At 69.5% G+C, this 19,255-nt stretch carries 18 protein-coding genes; 17 read left to right on the top strand and 1 reads right to left on the bottom strand.

The window, feature by feature from the left end; all coding sequences use genetic code 11:
• Window positions 1–94 precede the first annotated feature (94 nt).
• The 14 genes from J4H85_RS10340 (at window position 95) to J4H85_RS10275 (ending at window position 15,826) form a co-directional block, all read left to right on the top strand.
• Window positions 95–751, top strand: a complete 657-nt coding sequence (locus J4H85_RS10340; RefSeq protein WP_243893609.1) for a GntR family transcriptional regulator — start codon at window positions 95–97, stop codon at window positions 749–751.
• 189 nt (window positions 752–940) lie between these two features.
• Entirely contained in the window at window positions 941–2,782 is a 1,842-nt protein-coding gene (locus J4H85_RS10335) for a BCCT family transporter (protein ID WP_208239333.1), read from the top strand.
• A gap of 81 nt (window positions 2,783–2,863) precedes the next feature.
• A complete protein-coding gene (locus J4H85_RS10330; protein WP_208239332.1) occupies window positions 2,864–4,852 on the top strand; it encodes a cell division protein PerM in 1,989 nt (662 codons plus the stop codon).
• Window positions 4,853–4,961: 109 nt separating this feature from the next.
• A complete protein-coding gene (locus J4H85_RS10325; protein ID WP_243893608.1) occupies window positions 4,962–6,047 on the top strand; it encodes a thiamine ABC transporter substrate-binding protein in 1,086 nt (361 codons plus the stop codon).
• Window positions 6,047–7,705 carry an ABC transporter permease gene (locus tag J4H85_RS10320; protein ID WP_208240422.1) on the top strand — a complete coding sequence of 553 codons (1,659 nt, stop codon included), beginning with the start codon at window positions 6,047–6,049 and terminating at the stop codon, window positions 7,703–7,705. The genes J4H85_RS10325 and J4H85_RS10320 overlap by 1 nt, the downstream gene beginning before the upstream one ends.
• Before the next feature lie 23 nt (window positions 7,706–7,728).
• On the top strand, window positions 7,729–8,409 hold the full coding sequence (locus J4H85_RS10315; protein ID WP_307863604.1) for an ABC transporter ATP-binding protein: 681 nt from the start codon (window positions 7,729–7,731) through the stop codon (window positions 8,407–8,409).
• Window positions 8,406–8,993, top strand: a complete 588-nt coding sequence (locus J4H85_RS10310; protein WP_243893607.1) for a nucleoside/nucleotide kinase family protein — start codon at window positions 8,406–8,408, stop codon at window positions 8,991–8,993. Before J4H85_RS10315 ends, J4H85_RS10310 begins: the two co-directional genes overlap by 4 nt.
• 50 nt (window positions 8,994–9,043) lie before the next feature.
• Window positions 9,044–9,664 carry a phosphoribosylglycinamide formyltransferase gene (purN, locus tag J4H85_RS10305; protein WP_208239330.1) on the top strand — a complete coding sequence of 207 codons (621 nt, stop codon included), beginning with the start codon at window positions 9,044–9,046 and terminating at the stop codon, window positions 9,662–9,664.
• 8 nt (window positions 9,665–9,672) lie between these two features.
• On the top strand, window positions 9,673–11,346 hold the full coding sequence (gene purH / locus J4H85_RS10300) for a bifunctional phosphoribosylaminoimidazolecarboxamide formyltransferase/IMP cyclohydrolase (protein WP_208239329.1): 1,674 nt from the start codon (window positions 9,673–9,675) through the stop codon (window positions 11,344–11,346).
• A 138-nt stretch (window positions 11,347–11,484) separates the two neighbouring features.
• Window positions 11,485–12,249 carry an ABC transporter ATP-binding protein gene (locus J4H85_RS10295; protein WP_208239328.1) on the top strand — a complete coding sequence of 255 codons (765 nt, stop codon included), beginning with the start codon at window positions 11,485–11,487 and terminating at the stop codon, window positions 12,247–12,249.
• Window positions 12,246–13,673, top strand: coding sequence for an ABC transporter permease (locus tag J4H85_RS10290; protein ID WP_208239326.1), 1,428 nt, complete (start codon window positions 12,246–12,248; stop codon window positions 13,671–13,673). The genes J4H85_RS10295 and J4H85_RS10290 overlap by 4 nt, the downstream gene beginning before the upstream one ends.
• Before the next feature lie 51 nt (window positions 13,674–13,724).
• Window positions 13,725–14,075 (top strand): hypothetical protein, encoded by a 351-nt coding sequence (locus J4H85_RS10285; RefSeq protein WP_208239324.1) that lies wholly within the window; start codon window positions 13,725–13,727, stop codon window positions 14,073–14,075.
• Window positions 14,076–14,209: 134 nt separating this feature from the next.
• Window positions 14,210–15,310: an ABC transporter ATP-binding protein gene (locus tag J4H85_RS10280; RefSeq protein WP_208239322.1), complete on the top strand. Its 1,101-nt coding sequence runs from the start codon at window positions 14,210–14,212 to the stop codon at window positions 15,308–15,310.
• A gap of 12 nt (window positions 15,311–15,322) precedes the next feature.
• Complete coding sequence (locus J4H85_RS10275) at window positions 15,323–15,826, top strand: metallophosphoesterase family protein (protein WP_208239320.1); 504 nt, start codon at window positions 15,323–15,325, stop codon at window positions 15,824–15,826.
• Between the two features lie 27 nt (window positions 15,827–15,853).
• On the opposite strand, the gene J4H85_RS10270 is transcribed toward J4H85_RS10275, so the two are convergent.
• Window positions 15,854–16,882, bottom strand: a complete 1,029-nt coding sequence (locus J4H85_RS10270) for an agmatine deiminase family protein (RefSeq protein ID WP_307863603.1) — start codon at window positions 16,880–16,882, stop codon at window positions 15,854–15,856.
• Between the two features lie 171 nt (window positions 16,883–17,053).
• On the opposite strand from J4H85_RS10270, the gene J4H85_RS10265 reads away from it, so the two are divergent.
• From J4H85_RS10265 to J4H85_RS10255, 3 genes are read left to right on the top strand one after another with little or no spacing between them, the layout of a single operon-like run.
• Entirely contained in the window at window positions 17,054–18,148 is a 1,095-nt protein-coding gene (locus J4H85_RS10265) for an LLM class flavin-dependent oxidoreductase (RefSeq protein WP_208239318.1), read from the top strand.
• A complete protein-coding gene (locus J4H85_RS10260) occupies window positions 18,145–18,618 on the top strand; it encodes a MarR family winged helix-turn-helix transcriptional regulator (protein WP_208239315.1) in 474 nt (157 codons plus the stop codon). Before J4H85_RS10265 ends, J4H85_RS10260 begins: the two co-directional genes overlap by 4 nt.
• Window positions 18,615–19,217, top strand: a complete 603-nt coding sequence (locus J4H85_RS10255; protein ID WP_208239313.1) for a CE1759 family FMN reductase — start codon at window positions 18,615–18,617, stop codon at window positions 19,215–19,217. The genes J4H85_RS10260 and J4H85_RS10255 overlap by 4 nt, the downstream gene beginning before the upstream one ends.
• Window positions 19,218–19,255: the final 38 nt, after the last annotated feature.

The following is a 19,255-nucleotide window of genomic DNA, read 5'->3' as shown; positions in this document are numbered from 1 at the left end:
ATATATCAGCCGCGTATCTATACTAGGTCTCAGGTATGCGAGGCGCAAGCGCCATCCGGCGACATTCATGACGAGTATGCGGAAAGAGCACGAGATGATCACTTCGATCGACGAGCAGGTGAACGAGTCGCTCGCCGAGCGCGCGTACCGGTTGCTGAGGGATCGGCTGATCCTGCTCGATATCGAACCCGGCGGGCCCATCGTCGAGTCGGTGCTCGCGCAGGAGATCGAAGTCGGTCGCACGCCGCTGCGCGAGGCGATCAAGCGCCTCGAAGCCGATCACCTCGTCGTCACCTTCCCGCGGCGGGGCACCTTCGCGACGAACGTCGATCTGACGGAGCTGTCGACGATCTCCGAGATCCGAGGTGCGCTCGTGCCGCTCGCCGCTCGCCGCGCCGCCGCCAACGGCGGAGGCTCCGTCGCGGCGGCACTGGCGGAGGCGCTCGACCGGATCGAATCGCTCGGTGACGATGAGAACACGCGGCACCTCATGGAGTTCGACGTGCAGGTGCACCGGCTCATCAACCGGGCGTCCGAGAGCCCGCACCTCGAGGAGATGCTCGTGCGACTCGACAGTCTCGTGACGCGACTCTGGTGCCTCATGATGGATCGCCTGCCGCCGATGCGCGAGCACATCACGGAGCACGTCGCACTCATGCAGGCGATCCTCGACGGCGACGAATCGCGGGCCGAGCGACTCGCCGCCGAACACGTGCAGCACTTTGACAGCGCCGTGCGCATGGTCCTGTAGTCGAGATCAGCACTGCTCCTGCGGAATCTCTGCAACGTACTCTGCGGAGAGACTGCGGACTCCCTGGGTGGCGCTCTTCCGCGTCATGCGTAAGATATATCAGCGCGAGTGCACCCCCGGTTCGACGATGAACCGAGCACGCGCCGATGCCCGTCTCGACGGCGCGTCGTCCGAAGAGGAGTACATGCCATGAAGCAGAACGACGATTCGATCCAGGAGCTGGTCGGGAAGCTCCGCACCGCACGATTGCAGCAGATTCCGAAGACCAGGTCGTCGGGCACCGACTACTGGGTGTTCGGGCTCGCGGGGGCGCTCGCGGTGGCGTTCATCATCTGGGGCTTCGCCTCGCCCGAAGGTCTCGGCGACACCGCGGGTGCCGCGCTCGACTGGGTGATCACCAACACCGGATGGCTGTTCGTCATCGCCGCATCCGTCTTCACGGTGTTCGTGCTCGTGGTGGCCGCGGGGCGGTTCGGACGGATCCCGCTCGGCAAGGACGGGGAGAAGCCCCAGTTCAAGACCGTCTCGTGGATCTCGATGATGTTCGCGACCGGCATGGGCATCGGCCTGGTGTTCTACGGGGTCGGTGAGCCGCTCTTCTTCTACATGTCGCCTCCGCCGGGCACGGTGGAGGGGCAGACCGACGCCGCGCTCAGCACGGCCATGGGCACGACGCTCTTCCACTGGACGCTCTTTCCCTGGGCGATGTACGCGATCGTCGGTCTCGGCATGGCGTACGGCAGCTTCCGGCTGGGCCGGTCGCAGCTGTTCTCGTCGATGTTCACGCCGATCTTCGGCGAGCGCATCGTCAACGGGTGGGGCGGCCGCGTCATCAACATCCTCGCCATCATCGCCACCCTGTTCGGGTCGGCGTGCTCGCTGGGCCTCGGGGCCCTGCAGATCGGCGGCGGCATCCAATCCACCGGCATCATGGATCAGGTCGGATCCGTGACCCTCGTCGTCATCATCGCCGTGCTCACCGCCATGTTCGTCGCGTCAGCGGTCTCGGGGATCGAACGCGGCATCCAGTGGCTCTCGAACATCAACATGGTGCTCGCCGTGGTCCTCGCACTCATCGTCTTCATCGGCGGCCCGACCCTCTTCATTCTGAATGTGATTCCCAACGCCGTCGGCTCGTTCATCGGCGATCTGCCGCAGATGGCGTCGCGCACCGCTGCGACGGGCGACGATGCGCTCGCGAGCTGGTTGTCATCGTGGACGGTCTTCTACTGGGCGTGGTGGGTCTCGTGGACCCCGTTCGTCGGACTCTTCATCGCGCGCATTTCGCGCGGCCGGAGCATCCGCCAGTTCGTCACCGGCGTGCTGCTCGTCCCGTCCGCGGTGACCCTGCTCTGGTTCTCGATCTTCGGCGGCGGGGCGATCGGCATCCAGGAGCGCGCGGAGCGCTCGGGAGACATGGGGCAGGCGCTGGCCAACATCGTCGACGGCGCGCCCGACATCAACTTCGACCTCATCCTCTTCGACATGCTGGGCAGTCTGCCCGTGCCCGAGTGGGTGGCGGTCGTGCTCATGGTCGTCACGGTCGTGCTCATCGCGATCTTCTTCGTCACCGGAGCCGACTCCGCGTCGATCGTGATGGGGGCGCTCAGCGAGAACGGCGCTGAGGAGCCGTCGAAGAAGGCGGTGATCTTCTGGGGCGTCTCCACGGGTGCCGTGGCGGCCGTCATGCTGCTCGCCGGAGGATCCGATCCGGCTGCGGCGCTCAACGGGCTGAAGAACATCACCATCGTCTCCGCGCTTCCGTTCGTCCTCGTGATGCTGCTGCTCTGCATCGGCATCTGGAAGGACCTCAGTCGCGATCCGCTCGTGCTCCAGGGCCGGGTGGCGCGAGAACTGCTCGAGCAGTCCGTCGCAGAGGGCGTGGATCGGCACGACAGCGGCCACTTCAGCCTGGTCACCACCGAGATCACGGTGGTGACCACCGAAGCCGCGCGTCAGGACGCGGAGGAGAAGGCGGAGCGCAAGCGTCTCGAGGATGTCGAGGACACGCCGCCGGCCTCCAACACCTGACGGTCGTCCGCGCCCGCGGGGTTCCGCCCGCTCGGCGCGGAGCCGGGCGCCCCGCAGGCGCAGACGATACACTTCCAGGCGATGAGAGCCACACTGACGGCCGTGATCGCGGCGATCGAAGCGGGTGCCGTCGCACTCGCCGGGCTGGTGGTCATCGGAGTGCCCGCGGTGCTCATGTGGATCATCACCTTCGGTCTCGATGCGACTCCGGCGGAGCTGGTCGGGGGCATCGCCTCCGTCTGGTTCCTCGCCCATGGCGTGCCGCTGCAGGTGTCGGTGACGGCGGAGGCGGCGCTCGGCCTCGGCCTTCCGGGAGAGGCGTTCGCCTTCCCGATCTCGCTGGCGCCCCTCGGTCTGTCGCTCGTGACCGTGCTGCTCGCGATGCGCGCCGGCTGGCGGTTCGCGTCGCGAGGGGGCACGGGGGCCGCCGGTGTGCTCGGCGGCGGCATCGGGTACACGGCGGTGGGCTTCGCGTGTCTGCCGTTCGTCGCCCCCATGCTGCCCGAGCCGGAGTGGCGCGCCCTGCTCACCCTCGGACTGATCTACGCCGTGAGCATGCTGATCCCGTTCGTGGTGCACGCGGCGGTCTCCCAGCAGGACTGGTTCACGCGGAGCGTCAGAGGCGTGCAGCGACTGGTGACCCGGGCATCGCCGCTGCTGGCGTCGACGCTGCCGTTGCGCACGCAGGAGGTGCTGCGGCTCGCGCTCGGTGCGCTCGCCGCCCTCGCCGGGATCGCCGCGGCCGGATTCACCGTCTCGCTGATCATCGGGTACGTCGATATCACCGCGCTTTCGCAGAACCTGCAGCTCGACCCGCTCGGCGCCTCCGTGCTCTTCATCGTGCAGCTCGCGTTCCTCCCGATCGCGCTGATCTGGTCGATGTCCTGGTTCGTCGGGACCGGATTCGCGGTGGGCGTCGGCACATCGGTCTCGCCGTTCGACGCCCTCGTCGGTCCGATTCCAGCCCTGCCGCTCATGGGTGCGATCCCGCCGAGCTGGGGCGGCTTCGCACCCGTGGCGCCGGCGATCATCGTGATCGCCGGTCTCGTGATCGGCGTCGCCGCCGCCCGTCGCAGCACGCTGCGCGGTGCCGGCTGGGGTGCCGCGATCGTCGTGCCCGTGCTCGCCTCCACTCTCGCCGGACTCGCCGTCGTACTGCTGTCCGTGCTCGCGAGCGGGGCGATGGGGCCGGATCGGCTGGCACAGGCGGGTCCTGCCCCCTGGCTCACCGGCGGGATCGCGGCCGCGGAGCTCGGCGTCGGCATGCTGCTCGGCATCGCCGCGGGTCGTGCGGATGCCGCGCGCCTCGGGACGCTGGTCGAGCTCGTGCGCGGCGGGGATCAGCGCGCGATCGACGCGCGCGACCACGCCGACGCAACCGACGCTCGCTCGTGGAGCTCCGAGACACTGATCGCACTCGATCGGGTGGAACGCGACCGGAGTGCACCGGATGAGGACGGCCGGCACCAGATCGCGGCCGGCGGGGTGACTGGACCTCGGACCGGAGTGACGGGGAGACTCCGGGGCTTCCTCGGTTTCGGGACTGCAGCGGCGGGGTCGCGCGGGGACGTCGACGACGCCGACGACACCGGACGCGTCGACACCTGGCGCGACGAGACGGGCCCGATCGAGACGGGTGACGGAGACGATCCCGGTGCCGAGATCGTGCCCGCCGTGGAGCCCACTCCGGAGCCGAACCCGAAGCCGAACCCGGACGACGCGCGGTCACTCGAGCCGGCTCAGGCCCCCGCCGAGGCGGCGCTGCCCGAACGCCTCGACGACGTCACCGAAGACGAACTGCGCGTCAGCGAGTCGGAAGCCGAGGCGATCCTCGCCGCCTACTCGTGGGACGGCTCGACGGTGGAGTGGACGGACGCACCCGAGGACCGTTCGCCGGACGTCGACACCCCGACCGACGTCGGCACGGAGGCTGCCGCATCGGCGTTCGAGTCGGTCGACCCGGATGCGCAGGAGACCGCGCCGGTCGACGATCTCATCGACGATCCCGAGGACTCGAGCGGTCCGGGCTCGGGGCGCCGCGTGTGGCGGTGGCCGGGACGCAAGCGATAGACTGACGGGGCAATCCACGGGAGTCCGGACGCGCCGGGCTGAGAGGGAGCTCGCGAGCTTCGACCGTTCAACCTGATCTGGTTCACACCAGCGGAGGAAGGAAGCCCTCATGATGCCCATGCGCACTCCCGTGCCGCGCCGTCGCGCCGTACTCACCGCTCTCGCCCTCACCGGAACCGCGGCTCTCGTGCTCGCCGGATGCTCGTCGGACGCGGGATCCGACACCGAGGCTTCGGGGGCGGTCACCCTGATCGTCCACGATTCCTTCCCGAACGAGGCGTTCGCCGAAGCCGCGAGCGCTGCCACCGGCTACGACGTCGAGGTTCTGGGATCGGGCGACGGAGGCGAGCTCGCCAATCAGTTGGTGCTCACTCAGGGCGCGCCCCTCGGCGACGCGTTCTTCGGCGTCGATCAGATCTTCGCATCGCGAGTCGTGGACGCCGGTGTCGCAGAGGAGACGAGCACGGAGCATCTGCCCGAGGGTGCCGCCGATCTGATGGTCGAGGGATCGCAGGCCCTCGTGCCGGTCGACCGTGGAGCCACCTGCTTCAACATCGACACCGCGTGGTTCGCCGATGCGGGGATCGACGCCCCTGAGACCTACGAGGACCTGCTGCAGCCCGAGTATCGCGACCTCACGGTACTGCTCGACCCCGCCGCCTCGTCGACGGGTGCGTCGTTCCTCGTCGGAACCGTCGCCCATTTCGGTGAAGACGCCTACGCGGACTACTGGAGCGACCTCGTCGAGAACGGTGCGCGGATCGAACAGGGGTGGAGCGACGCCTATTACGGGCAGTTCTCCCAGGGCGGCGAGGGCGGCACCCGCCCGATCGTGCTCTCGTACAGCTCCTCGCCTGCGGCGACGATCGCCGACGACGGGTCTTCCACGAGCGCTGCGCTGCTCAGCACCTGCTCGAGTCAGGTCGAGTACGCCGGTGTGCTCGCAGGCGCCGAGAACCCCGAAGGAGCGCGGGCGGTCGTCGACTACCTCCTGTCTGGCGAGTTCCAGGACACCATCGCCGAGACGATGTACATGTACCCGGTCGACCCCGATGCCGCGGTCCCGGCCGAGTGGGAGCAGCACGCGCCGTTGCCCGATGAGCCCAATGATCTGCCGAGCGCCGACGTGGCGGCCGGATTGACGGAGTGGCAGAAGACGGTCGCCGACACGGTCGCCGAATCCTCGGCGGGCTGATGCGCGGGCGGTTCGCCTGGGGGATCGCCGCCGCGCTGCCGCTCGTCTTCCTCGCTCTCTTCTTCGTCTGGCCCGTCGTCGCGCTGCTCGCGACCGGGTTCACGGCCGACGGCGCGTTCGATGCGAGCGGTGTGCCCGCCGTCTTCTCGGACCCGCGCACCTGGCAGGTCATCGGGCACACGCTCACGCAGGCCGGTCTGGCGACGGTGCTGTCGCTCGCACTCGGACTCCCGGCCGCGTTCGTGCTCTACCGACTGACGTTCGCAGGGCGGACGGTGCTGCGCGGGCTGCTCACCGTGCCGTTCGTGCTGCCGACCGTGGTCGTCGGCGTGGCGTTCACCGCACTGTTCGGCACAGGCGGTCCCCTCGCGTGGACGGGCCTCGAGCGCTCGCTGCCCGTCATCGTCGCGGCACTCGCGTTCTTCAACGTGACGGTCGTGATGCGGACCGTCGGCGGCTTCTGGTCCCAGCTCGACTCCCGTACCGAGCAGGCGGCGCGCATGCTCGGGGCGAGTCCGACGCGGGTGTTCTGCACCATCACCCTCCCGGCACTGGGCCCCGCGATCGCCTCCGCGGCCGCACTCGTGTTCCTGTTCTGCGCGACGTCGTTCGGGATCGTGCTGGTGCTCGGCGGCAGGCGGTTCGCGAACATCGAGACGGAGATCTACCAGCTGACGGTGCAGTTCCTGGATCTGCGGTCGGCCGCCGTGCTCTCCCTCGCGCAGCTCGCGATCGTGATCCTCACCCTGATCGTCTCGTCGCAACTCCGCCGGACCCGTGAGCGCGCGGTCGCGATGCGCAGCGAGCAGCACGAAGGCGTGCGGCCGGGGATGCGGCACCTCCCCGTGCTCGCGGTGTTCGCCGCGACCGCGCTGCTGCTGCACGGACTGCCGATCCTCACCCTGCTCGCGCGCTCCTTCCAGGCCAGCGGCGGTGGCTTCTCGGTGCAGAACTACGTGAACCTCGTCGTCCCCCCGCCGGAGTCCCCGATCATCGGGTCGGTGCTGCAGGCGGCCGGGCGGTCGATCGGAATCGCGCTCATCGCGACCGCGATCGCCGTGGTCCTCGGCACGCTCGTCGCACTCGTCCTCTCCCGGCGACCCCGATCGGCAGGTCTGCGACGCAGTATCGGCGCGTTCGACGCCCTCGTCATGCTGCCCCTCGGCGTCTCGGCGGTGACCGTCGGTTTCGGTCTCCTGCTCACCATGCATCAGCCGCTCGGCGTCGGCTTCGATCTGCGCACCTCGGTCGTGCTGATCCCGATCGCTCAGGCTCTCGTGGCGCTCCCGCTGGTGGTCCGGACGATCCTGCCCGTGCTCCGCGGCATCGACCCCAGACAGCGCGACGCCGCGGCAATGCTCGGCGCATCCCCGTGGCGCGTGCTCACGACCATCGATCTCGCGATGCTCGGTCGGTCAGCCGGGTTGGCCCTCGGCTTCGCGCTCGCCGCGTCGCTCGGCGAATTCGGTGCGACGGCCTTTCTCGTCCGGCCCGGGGCGCAGACGCTCCCGGTGGTCGTCGCGGAGCTCATCGGACACCAAGCGATGGGCAGCTACGGTACGGCGCTCGCCGCGGCCGTCGTACTGGCCGCGCTGACGGCGGGAATCATGATGGTCGCCGAGCGGTGGCGCACGAATAGCGGAGGCGGCGAATGGTAGCGGACACGCGAACGGAACACGGCTTGTCGGTCGACGGGGCGACGGTGCGGTACGCCGACGGTCGGCGGCGGTCGCCGCACCCCGCGGCGGTCGACGCGGTGACGTTCACCGTCGCCCGTGGTGAGGTCGTCGGACTCCTCGGCCCGTCCGGGTGCGGCAAGTCCACGCTGCTGCGCGCCATCGCCGGACTCGAACCGCTCGTCTCCGGAACCGTCCGTTGGGCGGGGGACGACCTGGCGAGCGTCCCACCGCATCGACGCTCCTTCGGCCTCGTCTTCCAGGACGGGCAGCTCTTCGTCCATCGCAGCGTCGCCGAGAACATCGCCTACGGCCTCCGCGTGCAGCGGGTGCCGCGCGCGGAACGGGAGGCGCGGGTGACCGCGTTGCTCGAACTCGTCGGGCTGCCGGGAGCGGCGGAACGATCGGTCACCGAGCTCTCCGGAGGGGAGCGCCAGCGGGTCGCGCTCGCCCGTTCGCTGGCACCGCAACCGCGCCTGCTCCTTCTCGATGAACCGCTCTCCGCGCTCGACCGTGCGCTCCGCGACCGGCTCGCCGATGACCTCGCCGCGATGCTGAGAGGCACCGGAACCACCGCGATTCTCGTCACCCACGATGAAACGGAGGCGCGCACGGTCGCCGACCGTGTGATCCGCATGGAACAGGGGCGGCTGGTGACATGGGACGCCCCCGAGGACGCATCATGACGTGTCCCGAAAGCCCGCTGGGGGCCGAGCTCTTCGGGCTCGCCCACCGCGTCCACGACCGTCTGCGCGCGACCCGCTCCGGACCGCCGAGCGTCGTCGTCATCGATGGGCGTTCGGGTTCGGGAAAGACTTCGCTCGCCGCGGGGCTCGCCCGTTTGCTCGGTGCCGCGATCCTTCCGGTGGAGGACCTGTACCCCGGGTGGGGCGGCCTCGCCGCGGGATCGGCGGCGCTCGCGCCGGCGCTCGACGCGCGCGCGTACGCGCGGTATGACTGGCACGCTGCGGCATTCGCCGAGCAGGTGACACTCGATCGACCACGGCGACTCGTCATCGAGGGCTGCGGCGCGCTCTCCGCCGAGACGCTCGCGGCCGCCGCGCGCTGGGCGGGCGGCGGAGGCGCGGGAGCCGTGCACGCCGTGTGGGTGGACTGTCCGGCGGAGGAGCGTCGTGAACGGGCGCTGACCCGCGACGGTGATCTGTTCCGCCCGCACTGGGAGTCGTGGGCGGCACAGGAGGACGCGCTGTTCGCGCGGACACGACCCCTGGCACTCGCCCGCGAGGTCGTGCACGCGGGGTCCCGCTGACCGGACGAGCACGCACCGGCTGTCATCCGTCGGCGGGGTAGACTGTCGTGGTGCTGTCACTCGCGGTTCTCATCTCCGGCGGCGGAAGCAATCTGAAAGCGCTGCTCGACGCCGCAGCCGACCCCGATTTCCCGGCACGCGTCGTCGCCGTCTTCGCCGACACCGACGCTGAGGGCCTGGCGCACGCCACTGCGGCGGACATTCCGGCCGCCATCGTCCGCCCGCGCGATTTCGCATCCCGCGAAGCGTGGGGGGACGCTCTCGCTCGTCGCATTCGCGAGTCCGGTGCCGACCTCGTCGTGAGCGCTGGGCTCATGCGGATCCTGCCCGCCGGCTTCGTCCGCGCGTTCGCGCCTCGCCTGATCAACACCCACCCGGCCCTCCTCCCGCTCTACCCGGGCGCGCACGCGGTCCGTGACGCGCTCGCCGCGGGTGCGGCCGAGACCGGGGTCACGGTGCACGTGATCGATGAGGGCGTCGACACCGGCCCTGTGCTGCGCCAGGCTCGAGTCGCCATCGTTCCGGGAGAGCCGGAGAACGAACTCCACGAGCGCATCAAGCAGATCGAGCGTCCGCTGCTCGTCGCCACGGTCAGAGACATCGCGTCGGGCGCACTGGAGCTGCCCGTCGGCGCATCCGAGCATCCCATCACCCCACATCCCCACACTTGAGGAGCCACATGGCAGTCCAGAGCCACGACCCGAGCCTGTACGAGCACCGCGATCAGATCCCGGTGCGCCGGGCACTCATCTCCGTGAGCGAGAAGAGCGGGCTGCTCGAACTCGCCGCGGCACTGACCGAGGCGGGAGTCGAGATCGTCTCGACGGGGTCGACGGCGGCGACGATCCGCGACGCGGGCCACGCTGTGACCGACGTGGCGGAGGTCACCGGCTTCGCCGAGGCGCTCGACGGTCGGGTGAAGACGCTGCACCCCGCGGTCCACTCGGGCCTGCTCGCCGATCTCCGGCTCGCCGATCATCGTCGGCAGATGGACGAGCTCGGGTTCGCGCCGTTCGAGCTCGTGGTCGTGAACCTCTACCCGTTCGACGAGACGGTCGCCGCGGGCAAACCGGCCGCCGACGTCATCGAGAACGTCGACATCGGCGGACCGGCGATGGTGCGTGCCACGGCGAAGAACCACGCGAACGCCGCGATCGTCGTGTCACCGGGCCGGTACTCCGAGGTCATCGGCGCGGTACGCAACGGCGGCACGACCCTGGCGCTGCGTCGGTCCCTCGCGACCGAAGCGTTCGTCCACACCGCGAACTACGACGCCTCGGTCGCGAACTGGTTCCTCGAGCAGGACGAGCAGGGGTGGGATGCCGCGGCGGAGGCGGACGCGTCCGACACCGCCGGTGGACCGACCGAGGCGTCCATCGACAGCCTCTTCGACACCGTCGAGGGGTACGTCGGGTACGAGGTGTTCGGACTGCGCGAGTCCGTGCTGCGGTACGGCGAGAACAGCCACCAGCGCGCCGCGATCTTCACCGAGAACGAGGGGGCCGGCATCGCCCAGGCTGCGCAACTGCACGGCAAGCCCATGTCGTACAACAACTACGTGGATGCCGACGCCGCCGTGCGCGCCGCCTTCGACCATGAGCGCCCCGCGGTCGCGATCATCAAGCACGCCAATCCGTGCGGCATCGCGGTCGCGCCCGAGTCGGCGACCGACCCGATCGCGGCGGCGCACGAGCTCGCGCACGCCTGCGATCCGGTCTCCGCATTCGGCGGGGTCATCGCCGCCAATCGGCCCGTGACGCGCGCCATGGCGGCGACGGTGGCCGAGATCTTCACCGAGGTCATCGTCGCGCCGGCGTTCGAGCCCGAGGCGCTCGAGATCCTGACCCAGAAGAAGAACATCCGGCTGATCGCGCTTCCCGCGGACTTCGTCCCCAATCCCGTCGAGCTGCGTCAGGTCTCCGGGGGGTTCCTCGTGCAGGACGCCGACCGGTCGTTCGCGCCCGCCGACGCGTGGACGCTCGCAACGGGGACCCCGGCCGATGCCGAGACGCTCGCGGAGCTCGAGTTCGCCTGGCGCGCGTGCCGGGCCGTCAAGTCGAACGGAATCCTCTTGACCGGCGGCGGCGCCTCCGTCGGCGTCGGTATGGGACAGGTCAACCGCGTCGATTCCTGTCGACTCGCGGTCGAGCGGGCCGGTGAGCGGGCGTCGGGTTCCGTCGCCGCGTCGGACGCGTTCTTCCCCTTCGCCGACGGCCTGCAGGTGCTGCTCGACGCCGGAGTCCGCGCCGTCGTGCAGCCCGGCGGATCGGTGCGCGACGAAGAGGTCATCGCCGCGGCCGACGCCGCGGGGGTCACGATGTACTTCACGGGCGAGCGCCACTTCGCCCACTGACAGGGGGGTGTGCCGCACGCTCCTGGACGGAGCGGCGCGGCACGCCCGAACTCGTGTGCCGCACACGGTACCCCGGGACCACCGGCGCGGCACTCGAGTCTGACGCACCGAAGCGACGGCGTCCGTAGCGTCGAAGGCATGGAGATTCAGACGAGCAGCATGGGCCTCGTGGCCCGCGTCGCGCACCTCAGCAAGTACTACGGCAGCGGCGCTCAGCGCGTCACGGCGCTCGATGACGTGTCGATCGGGATCCGCCGGGGCGAGTTCACCGCCATCATGGGACCGTCGGGGTCGGGCAAGTCGACCCTGATGCACGTGATGGCCGGTCTCGACTCGGCGAGCGAGGGGAGTGCGTGGCTCGGTGACGACGAGATCACCCACCTGCGCGACCGGGAACTCACGCGGTTGCGCCGCCGTCGCATCGGGTTCGTCTTCCAGGCGTTCAACCTGGTTCCGACGCTCGATGTGCGGGGCAACCTGCGGCTCCCGTTCGAGCTCGGGGGTCGCGGCCCGAACCGCGAGGAGCGCGATCGGATCGATGCGCTCGTCGCCGGTCTCGGACTGACGGATCGCGTCGGGCACCGCCCGCACGAGCTCTCGGGCGGGCAGCAGCAGCGCGTCGCCATCGCACGCGCCCTCGCGACGCAACCCGATATCATCTTCGCCGATGAGCCGACCGGGGCGCTCGACTCGCGCACCGGCCGAGAGGTGCTGCGCCTGCTCCGATCCGCGGTCATCGGTTCGGGGCAGAGCATCGCGATGGTCACCCACGACCCCGTCGCCGCGAGCCATGCCGACCGCATCCTGTTTCTCGCCGATGGCCGCATCGTCGCCGATCATCGGGCGATGAGCGCCGAGCGGATCTCGGAGATGATGCTGAGCCTCGAGGCGGTGTCGGCGTGAGCGGCGGGGGAGGCGGATCCCGATCCGCGGGGCGACCGCCGGCCGGTCTCCGCGAGCACGCGGCGACGGTCACCGTCTCCGCGCTGTCCGGCCTGTTCGCCGTCGCGCTGATCCTCGGGACCGGGGTGCTCACCGCCGCGCTGGATCCGGATCTCGTCGACGCCAGCGGCACCTTCTGGCTCATGCTCATGATCGTGAGCGCCGTCTTCATCCTCATCGCCCTCTACGTCGGAGCCATCGTCACGGCCAACACCTTCGCGACGATCATCGCGGGGCGGGTGCGCACCATCGCGCTCTACCGCCTGATCGGAGCGACGGCGCAGCAGGTGCGGCGTCGCGTGGCCGCCGAAGGGCTGCTCATGGGGTGCGTCGGAGCGCTCGTCGGCGGAGCCCTCGCGGTCGGTCTCATCGTCGGGATCGTGCAGTGGGGGCCGGGCTGGGGGTGGTTGCCCGCGGGTCGGGAGTACCCGGTGTTCCACCCGCTGGCATTCGTCGCCGTCGGCGTGGTCGCGCTCACGACGTGGATCGCCGCCCGTGCGGGGTCGCGCCGCGTTGCCGGCGTCTCCCCGGTGGCCGCCACCGGAGCGGCGGTCGAGTTGCCGCAGGCCGCTTCCGTGCGCCGCACCGGGCGCACGGTTGTCGCGATCGCGCTCATCGCCTGCGGAGCCGCGCTCCTGACCGCGGGGATCCTGCTCGGCTTCGTCGGTCCGATGGGCCTGTTCGTCGCCTTCTGGGGCGGAGTGCTCTCGTTCTCGGGTATCGCTGTCGGGGCCCACCTCATCATGCCGCCGCTCCTGCGGTGGGCGGCGCTGCCCCTCGCGGGCGGGCCCACCGGCCGTCTCGCCGGAGCCAATGCCATCCGCTTTCCCGAGCGCAGCGCGCGTGCCACCATCGGACTCGTGATCGGGGTCACGCTGGTGACGATGTTCGCGGTCGCGCTCGCGACCTACGAGCAGATGACCCTGCAGATGTTCGCGCAGGATCCTGAGATGGAAGTCGTGCTGCGGGACACGCTCGCCGTGACCACGGCCGTGTTCAGCGGACTCGTCGGCTTCTCGGCGCTCATCGCGGCGGTCGGCATGGTGAACACGCTGTCGCTCGGTGTGCTGCAGCGCACGCGCGAATTCGGCTTGCTCCGCGCGCTCGGCTTCTCGGGGGGTCAGATCCGGTCGATGGTCGCGATCGAGAGCGCGCAGATGACTGTGGTCGCGCTCGGTTTCGGGCTGCTGCTCGGCACGATCTACGGGTGGACGGCTGCGCAGTCCCTGATGGGTTCCGAGGCCGGATTGACGGCTCCCACGCTGCCGTGGCCGGTGCTCGCTGGGATCGTCGTGTTCGGCGTGCTGCTGGCAGCCGTGGCCGCGGTGGCACCGGCGAGGCGGGCGGCGCGCGTGTCGCCGGTCGCGGCCCTGGCCATCGAGTGAGCGAGGCCGGAGACCAGCGTTTCGTTACCCGCCTATCGATACGCTGACGGCATGGAGATTCTGTACGGTGTTCTCGTCGTTCTGCACATCATCGGCTTCGGTGTGGTGATGGGTGGTGCTCTGGCCCAATTGCCGAACGTGAAGCTCGGAACCGCGAAGGTGAGCGCCGGCATGCTGCACGGCAGCCTGCTGCTGCTCGTCACCGGGCTCGCTCTGGTCGGCATGATGTATGCGCTCGGCGGAGCGCCGAACAACGCGAAGATCGGCGTCAAGCTCCTCGTACTCATCGCGATCATCGCGCTGGTGCTCGTGAACCGGAAGCGGACGAGGATCTCGGGCGGGGCGCTCGGCGCGATCGCCGGCCTCTCGGCGGTGAACGTCGCGCTCGCCGTGCTGTGGTGAGTCGTCTTCCGACTCGTTTCCTCGAAATCCGGTGAGGACTGTGCCAGACTGATCGTGTCAGATCCGTCTGGCACAGCACTTTCACGAAGGATCGTCCGGCACGTACCTGCCGGTGGAAGAGAGGAACGATTTCAATGGCGAGCGTCATCTACGACAGCACGACTCTGCACTACCCCGGCACGGAGCGGCCGGCGGTCACCGACCTCGACCTGACGATCGGGGACGGCGAGTTCTTGGTACTCGTCGGGCCGTCGGGGTGCGGCAAATCCACCGCCCTCCGGATGCTCGCGGGGCTGGAGGAGGTGACGAGCGGTCGGATCCTCATCGGTGATGAGGACATGACGCACGTCTCTCCGAAGGATCGCGATATCGCGATGGTCTTCCAGAACTACGCGCTCTACCCGCACATGACGGTCGCCGAGAACATGGGGTTCGCGCTGAAGATCGCCGGTGTGGGCAAGGAGGAGCGACGCACCCGCGTCGAAGAGGTCGCCGAGCAGCTCGGGCTCACCGAGTACCTGGACCGGAAGCCCAAGGCGCTGTCCGGCGGGCAGCGGCAGCGCGTCGCCATGGGTCGGGCGATCGTGCGCGAACCCCGAGTGTTCCTCATGGACGAGCCGCTCTCGAACCTCGATGCGAAGCTCCGCGTACAGACCCGAACCTGGATCGCCTCGCTGCAGCGCGAGCTGGGGGTGACGACCGTCTATGTCACGCACGACCAGACCGAGGCGCTCACGATGGGCGATCGCATCGCGGTGATGAAGCTCGGCGTGCTGCAGCAGGTCGGCACACCGCGCGAGCTGCTCGATCACCCGGTGAACACCTTCGTCGCCGGGTTCATCGGCAGCCCCGCGATGAACCTCTTCACCGCCAGCGTCGACGAGCAGGGTCTCGTCTTCGGCACCGCACATGTGCCGCTCGCGCCCGAGGTGCGCGATGCGATCGCCGGTGATCGGGTCACCGTCGGGGTCAGACCGGAGGACTTCGTGGTGTCGGGAGCAGGCGGCCAGGGGATCTCCATCACGGCGACGCTCGTCGAGGAGCTCGGGGCGGACGGATACCTCTTCGCCGATGTCGACCTGACGGGTGAGCAGTCGCCGCTCGTCGTCCGGGTTGACGGACGCGACCACCCCGACGCCGGAGACGAGGTGTCCGTGCTGCCGGTCGCCGCCCGCGTGCACCTCTTCGACATCGAATCGGGGGATCGGATCGGCACCCCTGACGCGAAACGGTAGGCGCCGCGCGTCATGTCCACCTCGCTGGTCCTCGTCGCGGACACCCACCTGCCGAAGCGCGCGAAAGCGCTGCCCGCTGCGCTCTGGGCCGCGATCGCGGACGCGGACATCGTGATTCACGCGGGGGACTGGGTCGATGAAGCGACCCTCGACGCGTTCGAGGATCGTGCGCCCCGGCTCGTCGGCGTCGCGGGGAACAACGACGGTCCCGAGCTGCACGCCCGGGTGCCCGAGGTCGCTCGCGTCGAGATCGAGGGTCATCGGTGGGCGGTCGTGCACGAGACCGGGGCGAAGCAGGGGCGTGAGCGCCGCATGGAGTCCGCGTTCCCCGACGTCGACGTGCTGGTATTCGGGCACAGCCACATTCCCTGGGACTCGACGGCGCCGAACGGTATGCGCCTGCTGAACCCGGGTTCACCGACGGATCGTCGGCGTCAGCCCGTCTGCACGTTCATGACCGTCAGTGTGGACGCGCGAGGCATCCGAGATGTGACGGTGGTGCCGGTGCCCCGATGAGGGCCGGCACCACCGCCGCCATCCCGATCAGTGAGCCGTCTTCGGCTGCTGCTGCGTGATGCAGTGGATGCCGCCGCCGCGGGCGAACAGCGGGCGGGCGTCGATCCCGATCACCTCTCGGCCAGGGTAGACATCGCGGAGCACACCGAGTGCGAAGTCATCGGCCGGGTCGTCGAAAGCGCACGCGAGCACCGCGCCGTTGATGACGACGTGGTTGATGTAGCTGTAGTCGACGACGCCCTCCTCGTCCGTGAGTACGGACGGAGCCGGAAGGTCGAGGATCTCGATACCGGCGCTCGTGTCGGCGACCCACTGCGCCGCGACATCTCGATTGGTACGCGCGACGACGTGGTCCGGGTGGTTCTCGGCGTCCTGCCGGTGCATGAGCAGCACGTTCGGGGTGGCGAACGCCGCGAGGATGTCGGAGTGACCGCGGGTGCCGAAGGTGTCGTGGTCGCGGGTGAGCCCGCGCGGCAGCCACAGCGCGCTCGTGGTGCCGATGGTGCGCTGCAGCTCCGCCTCGACCTGTGCGCGGGTCCAGCCGGGGTTGCGACCCGGATCCCGCTGCACGGTCTCGGTGAGCACGACGCGTCCGGTGCCGTCGACCTGGATGCCCCCGCCCTCGTTGACCATCTCCGAGTCGATGCGCTCGGCGCCGACCGCCTCGGCCACGATGCGGCCGATGTGCTGGTCATGATCCCAGGTCGCCCAGTCCTGCGCGCCCCAGCCGTTGAATACGAAGTTGACCGCGCCGAGGCGCCCGTCGTCACCGATGACGAAGCTCGGCCCGATATCGCGCATCCAGGCGTCGTTGAGCGGTGCCGTCAGCAGGGCGATCGACCCCGACAGATAGCGTCGCGCCACCGGCTCGTCGCCCGGATGCACGACGACGGTCACCGGCTGGAACTCGCTCGCCGCGTTCGCGACGGCGGACCAGGTGCGCCTGGCCTCCTCGGCCTCGGCCTCGGTGTCGCCGAGCGTGTATCCGGTGGTCGGCCAGGCGAGCCACAGGCGTGACTGCTCGTGTCCTTCGATGGGCATCTGCCAGGTGGTCACGGAACCCTCTCCTTCGACGGGCGACTTCCGGCGGTGTCGCACTCATCAGAGCGTACCGCGTCACCGCCGACCCCGCGGCGGCGAACGGCGCAGGTTGAAGGATCTGCGGTGAGCGCGTAGAATAGATTCATCTGAATATAAATTGGCACAGCGCCAGGCAGGAGCAGCACCATGGAATTCGGTGTGTTCTCGGTGGGGGACCTCACCCCTGATCCGACCACGGGCATCACGCAGTCCGAGCACGAGCGCATCATGGCGCACGTCGCGATCGCTCGGAAAGCCGAAGAGATCGGCATGGACGTCTTCGCGACGGGCGAGCATCACAACCCGCCCTTCTTCCCGTCCTCGCCGACGACCACGCTCGCGCACATCGCGGCGCTGACCGAGCGCATCACCCTCTCGACCGCGACGACGCTCATCACGACGAACGACCCGGTCAAGATCGCCGAGGATTATGCGACGCTCCAGCATCTCTCGGACGGTCGTGTCGATCTCGTCATGGGTCGCGGCAATACCGGCCCGGTCTACCCGTGGTTCGGTAAGGACATCCGCCAGGGAATCCCGCTCGCCTTCGAGAACTACGCCCTGCTGCGCAGACTCTGGTCGGAGGACGTCGTCGATTGGGAGGGCCAGTTCCGCACCCCGCTGCGCGGATTCACGTCGACGCCGCGTCCGCTCGATGGGGTCGCTCCCTTCGTCTGGCACGGATCGATCCGGAGCCCTGAGATCGCGCACCAGGCGGCGTCGTACGGCGACGGATTCTTCGCGAACAACATCTTCTGGCCGAAGGAGCACTTCGCGCGGCTCATCTCGATCTACCGCGAACGCTACGAGCACTTCGGACACGGAGGGGCGCACCAGGCCATCGTCGGTCTCGGCGGTCAGTTCTTCATGCGGAAGAACTCGCAGGATGCGATCGACGAGTTCCGGCCCTACTTCGATCATGCTCCGGTGTACGGGGGCGGCCCGTCGCTCGAAGACTTCATGTCGCAGACCCCGCTGACCGTCGGCAGCCCGCAGGAGGTCATCGACCGCACCCTCGCGTTCCGCAGCTGGGCGGGCGACTATCAGCGGCAGCTCTATCTCATCGACCACGCGGGCCTGCCGTTGAAGACGGTGCTCGAACAGCTCGATCTGTTCGGCGAAGAGGTCTTGCCCGTGCTGCGTCGCGAGTTCGCGATCGGCCGGCCCGCCGACGTGCCCGAGACGCCGCGGCACCCGCGGCAGCAGGCACGCGCCGATGCGTCGGCCGAGGTCGCGGCGTGAGCGCCAGTGAGCGGCTCGCCGTCGAATCGTGGGAGGCGCTGTTCCGGGCGCAGAGCACGCTCTTCCGTCGATTCCAGCAGGCGCCCGTCTGGGCCGGCCGCAATCCGCGCGAATACGATGTGCTCTACCAGATGTCGCTCGGGGGGGAGTCCGGGGTGCGGCAGCGCGATCTGATGAACCGGCTCATGATGTCGCAACCGTCGCTCAGCAGGGTCGTCGACCGTCTCGTCTCCGACGGCTTGATCGACCGATGCCCCGACCCCAGGGATGGACGGGGAGCCCTGCTCTCGCTCACATCGGAGGGGGCATCGCTGCAGCGCCGGATCGGTGCGGCGCACGCGAAGGATGTCGCTCAGGCGCTGACCAGCCGCTTGAGCGACGATGAGCTCATGCAGTTGCGCGCGCTCGCCCAGAAGCTCGTCTGCGCCGAGACCCGGGACGTCGACCACGGCGCTCGAGGCGCCGCGTGACCGCGGGGTCGGACGCCGCCATCGCCCGCGTCGTCGTGGTGAGCGGCGGACTCGGCACCCCGTCCAGCTCGCGGCGACTCGCCGACCGCGTCACCGGGCACGTCGAGCGCGCCCTCGCCGCGCACGGCTGCGGTGCCGAGGTCGCCGTCATCGAGCTCCGAGACCTCGCCGTGGCGATCGCGCACCGGCTCGTCAAGGGCACCGCCGATGCGGCGCTCACCGATGCGCTCGAGCGACTGCAGACCGCTGACGGCATCGTGCTGGTGTCGCCGGTCTTCAACGGGTCGGTGTCCGGTCTCGTGAAATCGTTCCTCGACCTCGTGCAGCCGCAAGCGCTGCAGGGGATCCCGGTGGCGCTCGGCGCGACCGGCGGGAGCGCGCGCCATTCGCTGGTGATCGATTACGCCATGCGTCCGCTCATGACGTACTTGCGCACCTTCCCGATGCCGACCGGCGTCTTCGCCGCGACCGCGGACTGGGGGGATGAGCAGGCCGGAACGGCTGAGGTGGAGAGTCTGGAGACGCGTACGGCGCGACTCGGTCGCGAACTGGCCGACGCGATGCGGCTCGGGCTCGAGCGGCGTTTCGACGCACTCTGAGTCGGCGGTCGGGGCCCCGGGTTGAGGGTCTCGACTCA

This window comes from Leucobacter tardus (assembly GCF_017583045.1).
In the GTDB taxonomy this organism is placed as follows: domain Bacteria; phylum Actinomycetota; class Actinomycetes; order Actinomycetales; family Microbacteriaceae; genus Leucobacter; species Leucobacter tardus.
Note: the sequence above shows the minus strand (reverse complement) of the source record. Positions and strands in the feature narration are given on the sequence as shown.